The following is a 13501-nucleotide window of genomic DNA, read 5'->3' as shown; positions in this document are numbered from 1 at the left end:
CGGCAGAGCCACAATCGGAATCGCGGGCGCAAACCTGTGAATCCGTCACATATTTGTCTTGCCAACGGCCCCCGATGTGTGAAGTATTCACACATCCCACCTGTGGATCCCGAAATGATCGAACTCCGCGATAATGAACTGGAAGCGATGCGAGTCCTCTGGGAGGAGTCGCCACTCAAGCCGGCCGATGTGCAGAAGCGTTTCGGCTGGTCGATCGATAACGGCACTCTGCGGTCGGCCCTGGTCAATCTTGTGGAGAAGGGACACGCCCGGCGCGAGAAGCGTGGGAAGGCCTATTTCTATTGGGCTGTCACGAAACGCCCGCGCCTGCTGCGCGAGCTTTCCCGCCGCATGTCGCAGGTATTCGCAGAAGGCTCAACCGCGGGGTTGATCATGGAGCTACTGCGAACGGAGCGCCTGACGCCAAAGCAATTGGAAGAACTTCAACGCATCGCGGGCGAACGCCAGCGAAAGAAGTAGGGGGAGGCAGAGGATGATGTTAATGGGAATGGAAATCGCCTTGAGAAGCACAGTTGTTCTGGCAATCGCAATCGCGGTCACAATGCTCATGGCCAGGGGGCGAGCGAACGTTCGCTTGTTCATCCTGCGCGCGGGAATCCTCGCGGCATTCGGCACTTTGATCGTCAGTGCCTTTGCCCCCCAAATCTCCGTCCCTCTCCTGCCGGCCGACGGAACAGCACCACATTTTTCCCGAATTGCATTGCCGAGCGCAACGAGGTCTGAAGCCAATACTACGCGGTCTTCGAATTCACTCAGGCGGACGGAGAAGGTATCGTCCAGCCTCTCCCCCACTGCCGCTCTTGTTGGAATATGGTTGTTCGGAGTCGCAATCGGCCTCGCCTGGCTCGGCGTGGGTTTCCGCCGAATCGTGGGAGTAATCAAGAACGCGCATCCTGCAGCAGATGAATTGCCAGCGCGCATTCGTGATATATTGCCTCCAGGATTGCGAATTCTGATCTCGGAGGAGATGGTCACGCCTTTTGTGACGATGATATCCGGCTCGGCGATCGTCCTGCCGCGGCGTTTGATCGATGAGGCAACGGAAGAGGAACTACTCGGAGTTGTCGCACACGAGTCGGCTCACTGGCGCCACCGCGATCCGCTTTGGAGTCTCGGCATGCGCGTACTGCAGGTGTTGTTTTGGTTCCATCCGCTGCTGTGGGTGGCAGCGGCGCTGCATCGCGGGCTGTGCGAAGAAGCCTGCGACGCGGCCGCGGCGCGGGACATCGGCGATCGAACTGGCTATGCGCGGACTCTAGCTCGGCTGGCCTTGCTCTTCGCATCATCCCCGAGGTTCGAGCCTGACACCGCCCTGTTCGGAAGTCCGGAGATCCTGCGCCGCTTGCGTAGATTGGAGAATGGAAAGCTCGAATCGCCCGTCAGCGGCCGCCACCGCGCGATCGGAATCGCCGGAGTGCTCGTCGTCGTCGCCGCGGCCGGAATCCTGACGATTGGACGTGTCAGCGGACAGGAGGCGCCCGTGAACGCTCAGGATGAGACCTCGAAGGAGGAACAGCTCCGTCGGGGATTGCTCGGTGATCCCCAAGTTGCCAAAGCCCACGAGGAACTGCTGGCAGAGATCCAACCAGATGGAACTTCGTTGATCCCGAACGCGGCAGACAGGATCCTGGCCCTGCTCGATCAGGCCGACTCGAATCCCGAAGGGAATGCCCGGGCCTCCGCCGCCCTTGTGGCGATGATCGAGTTCGGCGGCCGATTGGATAGGCCAGAGTTGTTCCTTCCACGCGTTCGGCGATTGCTTGCGGCCGAAAGCGAGATCGTGCGGGCGGCCGCTGTCGCCGCTCTTCCATACGCGGGCGGTGACGGGTCCGACGTTCAGCGGCTGGCTCAACTGGTTGATGATCCCTCCGATCTGGTACGTATGCGTCTTGCAATGGCCACGATACAGTGTGGTGGCGACGCAACAGTTCCCCCGGCGGAGACTGTGATTCTGAAGCTGTTGAGTGAGGACGGCCTGGTCGCGTACGCCTCCATTGCGGCGCTTTCTACTCGCCCCATCTCCCCGGGGATCGAGGAAGCCCTGGTGCAGCTTTCCCACGATCCCATGGCAGTCGGAGAGGTTGCGTTTCTCTATCAGAACGCGCCGGAAGTGAGCCTTCCGCTCACGAAGCGCATGCTGGAGGTCTGGCGCGACGAGTCGCTTGCACCGCAGGCCCGCCCGGCGGCGGCACTCGCGCTGGCGACGCATCCGGCCCCCGCGGGACTCCGCCCGGCCGTGGCGAGTGTCCTTGTTGAGGCGTACGACTCGGATTCAATGGAGGATTTCCGTTCCAATCTGATCGCCGGTCTCGGATTCCAGGGCACCGACGAGGCCCGCGAGAAGCTATGGGAGATCCTGCGCTCGGATGAGGATGATCGCCTGCGCGAGCGCGCCTACTATGGGTTGGTGGACATGGGGGAGGATTTCGATACGGTGATCGCTGAATTCCGTCGTGGGATGGGATCGCAGCGCCTTTCCCCCCGGGGGAACTGACAGGTGCTGGCTGGCGCCCCCGTCCAAGCTCCCGATTTACTCCCGTAGCCATTCTCTATCCCGGGCCAGAGCGGAGTTGACCCCGCTGCCTGCGATGGCCTAGCCATCATGGGTTGGCCGCGTGTGGGCGGACGGGCGGCCGGCGGCTTGTTTGATGGCTATTTCCCCAGATCCAGTAGGACACGCGATGGCAATTCATCCCAGTGCAATCATCGACTCCTCGGCCGTCATCCATGAGAGCGTAGAAATCGGTCCCAATGTGATCGTCGACGCCAATGTGGAAATCGGCGAGGGTACGGAAATCATGGCCGGCACGGTGATCGGCCCCAATACCAAGATCGGCAAGCGCAACCGCATTCATTATCACACGGTGATCGGGCACGAGCCCCAGTTCGTCGGATTCGATCGCACCCTGAATACGGGTGTGATCATCGGCGACGATAACGAGATCCGCGAGTTCGCCCAGATTCACCGCGCGATCCACGAGGGCAACAATACGATCATCGGAAATCACAATTTCATGATGGCGACTGCCCATGTGGCCCACGACTGCCACGTGGGCAATCATGTCGTGCTGGCAAGTTTCTCGGCCCTGGCCGGGCACGTCGTCGTAGAGGATCGCGTTTTCCTGTCCGGCATGGTCGCCGTGCACCAGTTCTGTCGAATCGGCAAGGGTGCTATGGCCGGTGGCCATGCGGGCATCAGCAAGGATGTCCCGCCGTTCATGACGGTGAAGGGTGGCTTCGGATTCCTGACTGGGGTCAACGTAATCGGCCTCCGTCGCGCCGGCGTTTCGGGCCAGACTCGGTTGGCGATTCGCCAGGCCTTCCGGAATATCTTCCGCTCCGGCCTATCGGTTCCCCACGCGCTGCGAGCCGTGTGCGAGGAATGGGAAGCGAAGCAGGAGCCGATGCCCGAAGAGTTGAAGTATCTGGTGGACTTCTGCAGCGCTCCGTCGAAGCGCGGCCTGATGAGCGGCCGCAGTCGCGAGTACGGTGTGGAGAATTGGACGGAGGATGATGGTGTCGAATAAGGACCTCTTGCTCTCCGTCTCGACCAAACCCGCTGCATGAATGCTTCCCGCTCCCCAGTTCCCGACCCGAATCCGCAGTCTGCGCCGCTCCTGTCGATCATTACGATCTTCTGGAACAGCCGCGACGATGTGCCTTCGTTCTTCGGGGCCGTGGAGAAAGCACGCGAGGCGTTGGACTTTGAAATCGAGGTCCTGGCGATCGACAATGCCTCCGAGGATGGAACGGCCGACGCGATCGCGAAGCAGTTTCCGTGGGTGCACCTGATTCGCAACGACGAGAATCTCGGTTTCGCCCAGGCCTGCAACCAGGGCCTTGCCGCGGCCACGGGCGACTACCTTCTCTTGCTCAACCCGGACTGTGAAGCGAATTCGAAGGCCTTGGCAGGAATGATCGAATTCCTGAAGAAGCACCCGCGCGTCGGCGCAGCCGGTTGCACGCTGCTGCATGGAGATGGTCTGCCGCAGAACAGTTACCATCGCGAGCCCTCGTGGTGGTCGTACTGGGGAACGCATTCATTGATCAGCCCGCTGGTGCTGCGCATCCGCAAGGCACTGCATGTCCGCCGCCTGCGCAGCCGCAAGGCGCGACCAATCTATGTCGAGTGGTTGATGGGCGCGTGCCTGATGGTTCCGCGGCCTGTTGCAGAAGAAATTGGTGGCCTGGACCCAACATACTTCATGTACGGCGAAGATGTGGATTGGTGCCGGCGTATTCGTGATGCCGGTTACCGCATCGCCCACCTGCCACAATGGCGTATCGTGCATCACCACGGAACGTCGTCGCGACACAGCCCCGAGTTTGCCTTCCGACGGCTCTACCGCAGTCTGCTGATGTATATGCACAAGCACCTGCACGGCGTGCCGGCAAAGGCACTGCGGTACGCGGTGGTGCTGGACATGCTGATGCGACTGCCGATTCACATGCTCGGACGCGAGAGCGAACGACTCGAGTCCGTGCGCCGAGTGCTGGCGATGTATCGATACAACAACCCGACATTGTACCCCGAGGACCGCCCGCGGCCGGAAGCGCCAGGCGTTCGTCGATGGAATCGCACGCACGGCAGGAAGTCCTGATGTCTCCGCGCGCTCCGCTTCGGATCATGATGAATCTGCTGCATGCGCAACGCACGCTGACGGGTTCCGGCTACTACTCGCTCTGCCTTGCGCGCGCCCTTCTCGATCTTCCCGAACGCCCTCAGATTCTCGGAGTCTGTTCACCAATCAATCGGGAATCGTTTCGCATCGAGGGGAAGGAGAACTACTCCCAGATCGTGTGGGGGCGTCCTTGGAACAACGTCATGGCACGCCGCATCGAGGAATGGATCTACCTGAACGATGTGATTCGCGCCAAGAAGCCGAGCCTCTTCTTTGGGCCGTCCAACTTCCTGCCGCCGCGCCGTAGCGGCGTGCCGAATGTTGTAACAATCCACGATATGACGTTCTTCCGTCATCCGGATTTTCTGACGCCCGCGCGGCGAATCTACTGGCACCGCTGGACGCGTCGCACGATCAAGGTTGCCGACTTGATTCTGACCGACAGCGAAGCCTCTCGCGACGACATCATATATTTTGGCAATGCTGATCCATCGCGAATCCAGGTCATCCCGATCGGCACGGACGAGCGTTTCTTCGTCGGTGCGGATCGCGAAGGGCACAGCGATCGGTTCAACGCGCTGCTGGAGCGCTTCCCAAACCTGCCGCAGCGCTATGTGTTCTTCCTCGGGACATTGACATCGCACAAGAATGTGCCGCGCCTTGTGGAGGCTGTCGCTCGCGCGAGAGCGATGGGGTGCGATGACATGCACCTGGTGCTCGCGGGCAAACGCGGCACGGGCTACGACAAAGTCGCCGCCGCGATCGAGCGCAACTCTCTCGGCAGTGTCGTCCATGAACTGGGATACGTGGAAGACGAGTTCATGCCAGCCCTCTACGAAAACGCCAGCACGGCGGTGCTTCCTTCCTTCACCGAAGGCTTCGGCCTTCCGATCACGGAATCGATGGCTTGCGGCACGCCGGTTGTGACGAGCAACTGCTCGTCAATGGCGGAGATCGCCGGCGAAGCGGCGATTCTTGTCGATCCCTGGAATGTCGAAGATATGTCGTCGGGCTTGAAGCGCTTCTGGAGCGATCCGGCGCTGCGGCGCGAGTACCGTGCGCGCGGACTCGAACGCGCGCGGCTCTATACGTGGCCGGAATGCGCCCGGAAGACCTACGATGCGTTTGCGGGAATCGTTTGATCAATCTGCCTGAGCAGCGGTCAGTTCACCCAGCGCAATCACCGTATCCAATTCATGCGAGGCGAGTAATCGTTCCGGTCGGCCGTCCGCCTGGCTGACGCGATACAGAATGTCGCGCGCGCGATTCAGATTCTCGGCGAATCGATCGGCATCGAAACCGAGCGTCGTGGGGGGATGAAGACGCAGTTCTTCCTCTGCCAGACTCCGATGGAATCGCGCGAGGCGAAGTGCGTGCTCAAGGGCTCGACACGATCGGCGGTGATCGTTGACGAGATCGTTCAGAGCTTCGAGCGCCTGGTTCTCGCCATCCGGAAGAATCCAACGATTCGACGCAAGGAGCTCCGCTCGGTCGACCTCGGCCTGCTCCGCCGCGCGACGTGCCAGTGCTGCCGCAAAAGGGTCTTCCGTTTGTGTGGCGTAATCGGCGTAGGCCTTTGCCTGCGTGCGAAGATCCAGGATGTACTGTTCCAGGCTGGCGCCGGGCAAGGCGAGGCGACTGGTTGCGATCAGTTCATCGAGAACATCGATGCGACGCAGACATTCATCGCGCAATTCAGTGTCGAACTCGGCCGCGTCGGCGTAGTTCGCGCGCGCGCTCTCCAGATCGCCGAGCCACTCGTACGCGCGCGCCTTCAACACTGCCACTTCCGGTGTGAACCGTTCGGGATGCAGTGATTGGTAATTCGCCAGACGCACGAGCGTCGCACGAGCGATGTTCTGTCCGGTCAGCTCTTCTGCAGGGCCATCTTCGTAGGGATCGCGGGCGGCAAGAAGTTCAAACTCTGCCGCGATAGATAGCACATTCTCGTGTGGCGAGTAGGGCGGATACTTCTGTCCCGCACAACCGACAAGGAGCGCAATCAGCCCAAGAAGGAAGAGGCCCGCCGAGAAACTCGGGCGGGCCAGAAAGTTCGAAGGAAGCGACAGTCGCATCAGGACTGGCCTCCTCCCGATTCCTTGATCCAATTGCGCACGGTATCGGCATCGCGACCGCCGTTCGAAATATAATCTCTGTAGTTCTTGACGGCTTTCTCCATGTACTCGGCCTTGTTCTCGTCGTCTGCGGAGGCCAGGCTCTGGTGATAGAGAATGCCGAGGCCGAGCGCGTACTCCGGATTCTTCGGATCGATCTCGCGTGCCTTCAGCATATTCTCTTCCGCGCTCTTCAAGTCCGATACGGTCTTCGAGGAGGCGTACTTCTTCTTATAGGCTTCGCCGATCTTATAGTAGGCATCGGCGTAGTCGGGATAGATTTCGAGCGCTTCCCGGAAGTCGCCGGTCGCGGTACCAGGGCCTGTGGTCAGAAGACGAACCTCGCCGCGGGCAATCAAGGCATCTGCCATCAACTGGCGCCCTTCTTCGGATTCCTTTGCATCGGATTTCTCGAGCAGCTTCACGACATTCGTGAAGAACCGAGTCGCGCCCTGGTAGTCTTTCTCGTCGCGCAGGATGCGCCCCATCTCCAGGTTCGCGTCACGATCGTTTGGAGAAAGACGAAGGACTTCCTGCACAAGGGCGCGAGAGTCTTCCAGATTCTCGAGCTGGCGTTCGATCTTTGCCAGTGAGATTGTCGCCTGCGTGCGCTCCGGTTCGTTTTCGTGCGCGGATTCAAAATACCCCTTGGCAACTTCAAGGTCGCCGGCACGCATCGCGATGTCGCCCAATTCGACGAGCGATTCGTAGTGCGAAGGGTAGAACTCGATTTCCTTCTCGAAGGAATCGCGCGCTTTCAGAATCTCGCCTTTGCGCATGTAGCAGAGAGCCAGATTGTAGTTGGCGCGGCGGTACCCTGGATCGACTTCCAGCAGCCTCTGATATTGCTCGATGGCAGCGTCGGTCTCGTCCATCTGCTGCAGGTTATTGGCAAGAGCGTAGCGCAGGTCTGCACTGAACGGACGAACGGCAAGAGCACGCTTCAGTGCTTCCACAGCCCGTGAACGATCGGTCGCCTCGGCGCTGTCTGCTAATTCCTTGTATTCGGTGACGAGGTTCTCTTCGAGGTGGGGCTTGTAGCGAGGATCGATGTTGTAGACGATCTGGAAGTAATGCACGGCGCGGGCGTGATCGCCGATCGTCCGGAACAACTCGCCAAGGCGGAAACCGACGCGCATCTTCTCGGCAGGTGTCAGTGACTTCGAGCCAAGCTGAAGCCCTCTCTGGAAATACTGGATTGCCTGGCGATGCGTACGCGAACTGAGCGCATTCAGATCTCCCAGCTCGATGTAGATGGATGCGTTGTCCGGATCCAACTCGCGGGCCAGTTGAAGCTGGTGCTCGGCACCGATGTAGTCGATCGAATCGCGCAGTTCCTGGGCCTGCATGTAATGGCTGCGTGCCAGTAGACGAAGGACAATCGCGTAGGCTTCTTCAGTCTCAGGGATCGTCCTTTGAAGCTCCTCGAGTGCTATCTGGGCGTGAGAAATATCTCCGTCATCGAGGAGCTTCCGCGCCGCATTGACTTGATCTGCGTATTGAGCCAGCTCGATGTCTTCCTGGGCTCGACGGGCCTGATTGATCAGATCCATCAGTTCCGAACCGTTGCCCCCAAGAGCCATCGCTTTCTCATAATGTGCGATCGCCTCTTCGTAGTTCTCCAACTGGAGCGCTTCGTCGCCCATCTGCTTCTCGTAGACCGAGCTGCTGCCTCGCTCGATCGAGGCGATCCGTGATCGATCCAGAGGTATCGTCAGCTTCAAGGTCTGGACGGTGACGATTTGTTCAGTCTCGGAGATGATGTGGCCTTCGATCACCTCGCCATTCTTGAGGATGATCTTGGCGGCATGCGTGAGGACCGGCAAGGCCAGGAGAATCCCGAGCAGGGCCAGTGTCGCTGCAGCCCGAACTACCGCCCGTCGACTGAAGCTCGCATTCCATGCGTTCATAAGCGTGTTGTCCGCCTCTTCCTTGTCGTTTGGTTCCATTTATTCCCGGCGGCGTTGGGGGCGCAAGAAATTCTGTGGCCCCGGAGGCCGGGACAAGTTCTCAACTATCAAGTGTCGAGCACTCGAACCGGGGCGTCAACGCCGAGCCTTCATTCCGGGTAACGTCCAATGATCAGACCCTGAGGGCGAGGCGGAGGATTGGTGGCAGAAGGCCGCCCCGGCTTTCTCGCAAATGATGGCCGGGGCGTATAGGAAGCTGGAATCAAAAGACTTAGTATGCCGTGGCGCGGTACGAGAGGATGGCCGCATTCAGTTCATCGACGCTGAGCATACCGTCGATTGGGCTCCGATCGGCGCTGGATGGGACGGGCCCCAGACCTCGGAAGCCGATCAGCACCGCGTTGATTTCCAGAAGCGACACCTTTCCATCTGCGTTCTGGTCGCCGATGGGCGGCTCCGGCATGACGGTGGGAACATCGAAGCTGGGCTCCCTGAACGTCATGTTCAGCACGCGACCTGAGGAGTGCCATCCAGCGGTCGTGTGCAGGCGATGGATGTGTCCATTGTAGCTGTAATTGTCCACATTCGTCGGCGCCGGCGAATACTCCGCCGCAGTGAAGTCCCACTGATATTCCGGGTAATCGCCATAGACGGGAACACGGACGCCAAACCGAAAACCGGAGACATCGGGCATGCCGGCCTCGTAGGTCACCGTTGTGGTGTAATAGTAGAAGTCTGCATCCTTGCCGGCGTAGGTCATCTCGTGCGCACCCATCACATCGCGCTCACCGGGCAGATCGCCGCTGGCGTCCGGAATCGCATTGTCGCCGCCGTATGTGGGTCCGGCTTCGACAAAGATGGTCGACGTAGTGGCTTGTGCTTCATCCATGAAGAAGAAAGTGGGAATAGCGAGATTCAATTCGACGTCGATCGAGTTGCAGATCACGCGATTGTCGATGTCATCCACGACCAGGATGGAATTGGTCTGGCAGAGCCCATCGAAATTCTTGTTCGCCGAGTTCCCCCAGTAACCGATGTTCAACGGTCGCATGAAACCACCAAAATCGTAATTGGATTCGATCCGGTAGCGCTGCGGATCGCCGAACTGGTCGAGCAACCCAGCGCTCGTGAATACGCGGCCGCGATAGACTTTGTCACCGGCGATATCGGACGACTCGGTCTGGTCGCCGGGAACATCCGGATAAGGATCCATTCCGTCGGCAAGTGGCCAGCCGGGATTCGCCCACTCGTTCCACGAGCCACGAATGAAAGGATCGGGCAGGAAGTTCTGGCGATTTCCGGAGGCATCGATCGTCACATCGATGATCTCCGCAAAGGCCAGTTGATCGGAGTTCTGCGTCCCCATCGGTGCGCCGGAGACTGCCTCAATAGCGGATGAAGCAACCAGGCGCACACCGGCAGCCTCGTCCGCTGCGGTGATTGGGCGACTGAGCGTCAGAAACAGGTTGTCTTCCTCGGTGCCGGTACCAACTTCCACGTTGGTCACTGTGATATCATTGGGATTGGCGTCAGCGATCGACCAATTGGCAGGATCCGTGGCGGTGGCGACTGTCGCCGGCTCGGAAAACGAGGCGCGCACGAAGTCATTCGCCCAGAAGATGTCCGCGGCGGCGAGTGAGAGATTCTGCTGTGGGTATAGCGGAACACTGACGATGCTATGGGTAATGATTGGCCGTCCTTCGCCAACGCCGGTACAGCCGGCCAAGTCAGCTTCCTGGTCGACTTGCGCGGCGCCGATCAGATCAAAGACATCGGCATCACCATCCTGGCTCTGTGAACCATCCAGGCTTTCGCATCCGCCGTACGGAATCTCGATCGGAGTGAAATTGGACTCCCCTCCGAGACCGGTGCCAACAACCAGGTTCATCGTGATCGGTCCAGTCGGATACCCACCGAGCACCGACCAGGGAATCGCCACTTCGATCAGGTCATTCGCGATGCTCTCGTATTCGCTGCCTGGGCCGCCATAGCTCGGCGTGTCGATCGGCCACTGATAAACGTAGAGCGAACCAAGTCCACCACGATTCGAAACGACGTAGGACCACTCAAAGCTCGGATCGAAATCAGAATCGATCGTTTGCCAGTGCGCGACGTGTAAGCCGGTGTTCGTCGTGCTGGTTCCCGCGATGTCGCTGCGATCGATGTAGACTTGCATGCGCGTGGTGACGGCGGAGTACAACTCCGCGTCGCCCGCCACCTCGAGAAGGAAGTAGATGTTGTTCGCATCATAGCTCATCCGGAACGCGCCGATATCGGCTTCCGTTCCATCGTAGCTGGCACCGGGGTAAGCGTAATCGCCATCGCCGGTGTCATCGCCGGTCGGATCGTTCCATTGGTATTGAGAACCGATCACGCCGGCCGACACGACTGCCCCGGTGTTTTCGGATACGCCGATCGCCCCCCACTCGGCAGCACTGCCGTCGATCGTCGGGGCAACGCTGACATTTGTCAGCGGCTGCGCCCACACAGATGCGCCAAGAACGCAGCAGCCGATGCCGAAGCCGAGCATCTTGCGAATTCCCAACATCATCAGAGATCCCTCCCATGGGTCCGATTGTCACTGGATGTGAAGATTGAATAATGTCCATGTCGGCGTGGTGTCGAGCCGTTTCTAGACCTGTTCATCGTGGCGCGGGACATAGAAGAAGGGCCGCCGGAGGTCGGCGGCCCTTCAGGGTTCTCGGTTGTCGATGGAGGATCAGTAGGCGGTCGCCCGATAGGCCAGGATCGCCGCATTGACTTCCTGCAAGGTCAGAGAGCCATCGGTAGGATCCAGGTCCGCGCTCGGCGGAACCGGGCCAAGGCCGCGGTAGCCGATCAGGACCGCGTTCAGCTCGAACAGATCCACGATGTTGTTGCCATCCGCATCGCCGGCCAGCGTCGCCGGAGTCGGACTCGGAGTGGCCGAAGGCGTCGCCGTCGGCGTGTCCGTAGGCGTCGGGCTCGGCGTATCCGAAGGAGTCGGCGACGGAGTATCCGACGGCGTTGGCGACGGAGTATCCGAAGGTGTCGGAGACGGCGTATCGGAGGGCGTCGGGCTCGGCGTGTCGGACGGAGTGGGGCTTGGCGTATCCGACGGTGTCGGGCTTGGTGTGTCCGAAGGCGTCGGGCTTGGTGTGTCCGAAGGCGTTGGACTGGGCGTATCCGAAGGTGTCGGGCTCGGGGTATCGGTTGGCGTCGGCGATGGGGTATCCGTCGGCGTCGGAGTCGGTGTCACCGATGAGTAGGTCACATTCAGACACCACTCGTTCAGGATACCGGAGTCCGGCGTCACCGCATCCGCGATGGTCAAACGCCAGGTGCCGTTGATATCCTCGCCGTCAAAGGCGCTCAGCGGATTGTTGGGCGAGAAGGTGCCGAAGATCGCTGTCGTGCCAGTATCGCACTGGTCTTCGACGGGGCTGCCGGCTTCGTCATCTAATGTCGCCACGATATCCGACCCGGCACACCCATACCCGCTGGTGGTGTAGCCCGGGCGATCAATGATCACGACGGCCGTGCCGGTGTCGACGTGCGTCAGCGTCAACGTCAGATCGCCAATGTAGCTGTGGTCCAGGTTCACATAAGCATCGAGGTCGCTGATGATGCCATTGTCCAGAATGGTGAATTCGGTGAAGGTGCTGCCGCCATCGACGAGCGGAAGACTCGGCGACTGGCAATACTGCGGCTGGCCGGGACCTGGAGTCGGCGTCGGAGAAGGCGTCGGGCTCGGCGTCGGCGATGGAGCCGTCGAATCCCAACTCCAGAGCGTCGAGGCGATCCAGCAGTGCATACGGCCGGCTTGCTTCGGGGTGAACTCAGAGTAGCACGCATCGTCCGCGTATCCCATGTAGTTCTCGGGAGCCGTCGTTCCCCAGGCCACGCCGCTGCAGGAATCAGTACCGCCCGGATCGGCGCAGTTGTAGTTCACTGGCGTCGGGGGCGTATCATCGCAGAAGTCGCCGGTTGTGTCGCCGTTCAAGCCATCGGCGCGCTCCCAACAATCGGAGCAGGCAGTGACTTCGCTGACGCCATGGTGCGTGTGCCACAGGCCGAGGCAGTGTCCCACCTCGTGGGTCATCGTCTTTTCGCCAGCGCCGAAGTAGTTGTCATCGACGATGAGACCGCCCTGAGCCGAAAGCGCGTCGGGCTCCCAGGCGAACGTTCCCACGCCGAGGTAGCCGGCCTGGATGTTTACCACGTAGACGTTGAGCTGCGTGCTCGGACTGTCTGCGTAGGCATTCTTCATCGCGATCTCTTCCGAATCGGCGAAATCGCGATAGGTGGTGTCGTCGACGAACCCGTAGGTGTAGGCGAATTGAATGTTGTACGGACCGTAATCGGCGTTCATCTGCGCGATCTGGTCGGCGCAATCCTGCGCGGTGGCCGTGGCGCCGGATCCATTATCGCGACGGAACACGTGGAATCTCACATTAATCACGCGGACCGGATCGCCGGGACCGGGAATGTAGCCATCACGGGTTGCCGGGGTATCGCAGGGACCTTCGGTGGCGCAGGCACGGAGGGCTTCGGTCATGTGGTTGTCGCGGAGGAAGTGGGCCTCTGTCTGACACCAGTCCACGCCGTTATCGCGGGCGATCTTCTTGGAATCGTGCGGCCGGGCGAGCATTTCTGCCACCCAGTCGGGTTGGGCTGTTTCGCGTTGGTCCTTGATGACGGTTCCAGCCTCGGGATCGATGTAGGATGGATCGACCGCCAGGGCCAGTGATGCGGCGAGGCCAACGGTTGCGAACAGACCGATCGCCAGCTTTCTGAAGTCTCGTTGCGGCATGGGGGAATACCTCCTCAAAGGTGTGCCTTGAGTGTTGCTAGC

Annotated in this window: 9 protein-coding genes; 6 read left to right on the top strand and 3 right to left on the bottom strand. The window is 60.3% G+C overall.

The genetic code is table 11. The features are described from left to right. The first annotated feature begins 114 nt into the window (after window positions 1–114). The 6 genes from KQI84_11115 to KQI84_11090 all read left to right on the top strand — a co-directional run bounded on the left by KQI84_11115 (window position 115) and on the right by KQI84_11090 (window position 5963). Window positions 115–480 (top strand): BlaI/MecI/CopY family transcriptional regulator, encoded by a 366-nt coding sequence (locus KQI84_11115; GenBank protein MCB2155428.1) that lies wholly within the window; start codon window positions 115–117, stop codon window positions 478–480. A gap of 13 nt (window positions 481–493) precedes the next feature. After that, complete coding sequence (locus tag KQI84_11110) at window positions 494–2515, top strand: M56 family metallopeptidase (GenBank protein MCB2155427.1); 2022 nt, start codon at window positions 494–496, stop codon at window positions 2513–2515. A 187-nt stretch (window positions 2516–2702) separates the two neighbouring features. Then, window positions 2703–3548, top strand: coding sequence for an acyl-ACP--UDP-N-acetylglucosamine O-acyltransferase (gene lpxA / locus KQI84_11105; protein ID MCB2155426.1), 846 nt, complete (start codon window positions 2703–2705; stop codon window positions 3546–3548). A 36-nt stretch (window positions 3549–3584) separates the two neighbouring features. Next, the gene (locus KQI84_11100) at window positions 3585–4622 is read left to right on the top strand and encodes a glycosyltransferase family 2 protein (GenBank protein MCB2155425.1); all 1038 of its coding nucleotides are present in this window, start codon (window positions 3585–3587) and stop codon (window positions 4620–4622) included. Further along, window positions 4622–5785: a glycosyltransferase family 4 protein gene (locus tag KQI84_11095; protein ID MCB2155424.1), complete on the top strand. Its 1164-nt coding sequence runs from the start codon at window positions 4622–4624 to the stop codon at window positions 5783–5785. Before KQI84_11100 ends, KQI84_11095 begins: the two co-directional genes overlap by 1 nt. A 37-nt stretch (window positions 5786–5822) precedes the next feature. Continuing rightward, window positions 5823–5963 (top strand): hypothetical protein, encoded by a 141-nt coding sequence (locus tag KQI84_11090; GenBank protein ID MCB2155423.1) that lies wholly within the window; start codon window positions 5823–5825, stop codon window positions 5961–5963. A 754-nt stretch (window positions 5964–6717) separates the two neighbouring features. On the opposite strand, the gene KQI84_11085 is transcribed toward KQI84_11090, so the two are convergent. The 3 genes from KQI84_11085 to KQI84_11075 form a co-directional block, all read right to left on the bottom strand. Next, window positions 6718–8706: a tetratricopeptide repeat protein gene (locus tag KQI84_11085; GenBank protein ID MCB2155422.1), complete on the bottom strand. Its 1989-nt coding sequence runs from the start codon at window positions 8704–8706 to the stop codon at window positions 6718–6720. 232 nt (window positions 8707–8938) lie between these two features. Continuing rightward, a complete protein-coding gene (locus tag KQI84_11080) occupies window positions 8939–11218 on the bottom strand; it encodes a hypothetical protein (protein MCB2155421.1) in 2280 nt (759 codons plus the stop codon). Between the two features lie 168 nt (window positions 11219–11386). After that, a complete protein-coding gene (locus tag KQI84_11075; GenBank protein ID MCB2155420.1) occupies window positions 11387–13459 on the bottom strand; it encodes a proprotein convertase P-domain-containing protein in 2073 nt (690 codons plus the stop codon). Window positions 13460–13501: the final 42 nt, after the last annotated feature.

It is taken from the genome of bacterium (genome assembly GCA_020444065.1).
Lineage (GTDB): Bacteria > Sumerlaeota > Sumerlaeia > SLMS01 > JAHLLQ01 > JAHLLQ01.
Note: the sequence above shows the minus strand (reverse complement) of the source record. Positions and strands in the feature narration are given on the sequence as shown.

Excerpts from the sequence above, each read along its gene's own strand:
- KQI84_11115 (MCB2155428.1), top strand. The coding sequence starts at position 115 with ATGATCGAACTCCGCGATAATGAACTGGAAGCGATGCGAGTCCTCTGG.
- KQI84_11110 (MCB2155427.1), top strand. The coding sequence starts at position 494 with ATGATGTTAATGGGAATGGAAATCGCCTTGAGAAGCACAGTTGTTCTG.
- lpxA (MCB2155426.1), top strand. The coding sequence starts at position 2,703 with ATGGCAATTCATCCCAGTGCAATCATCGACTCCTCGGCCGTCATCCAT.
- KQI84_11100 (MCB2155425.1), top strand. The coding sequence starts at position 3,585 with ATGAATGCTTCCCGCTCCCCAGTTCCCGACCCGAATCCGCAGTCTGCG.
- KQI84_11095 (MCB2155424.1), top strand. The coding sequence starts at position 4,622 with ATGTCTCCGCGCGCTCCGCTTCGGATCATGATGAATCTGCTGCATGCG.
- KQI84_11085 (MCB2155422.1), bottom strand. The coding sequence starts at position 8,706 with ATGGAACCAAACGACAAGGAAGAGGCGGACAACACGCTTATGAACGCA.
- KQI84_11080 (MCB2155421.1), bottom strand. The coding sequence starts at position 11,218 with ATGATGTTGGGAATTCGCAAGATGCTCGGCTTCGGCATCGGCTGCTGC.
- KQI84_11075 (MCB2155420.1), bottom strand. The coding sequence starts at position 13,459 with ATGCCGCAACGAGACTTCAGAAAGCTGGCGATCGGTCTGTTCGCAACC.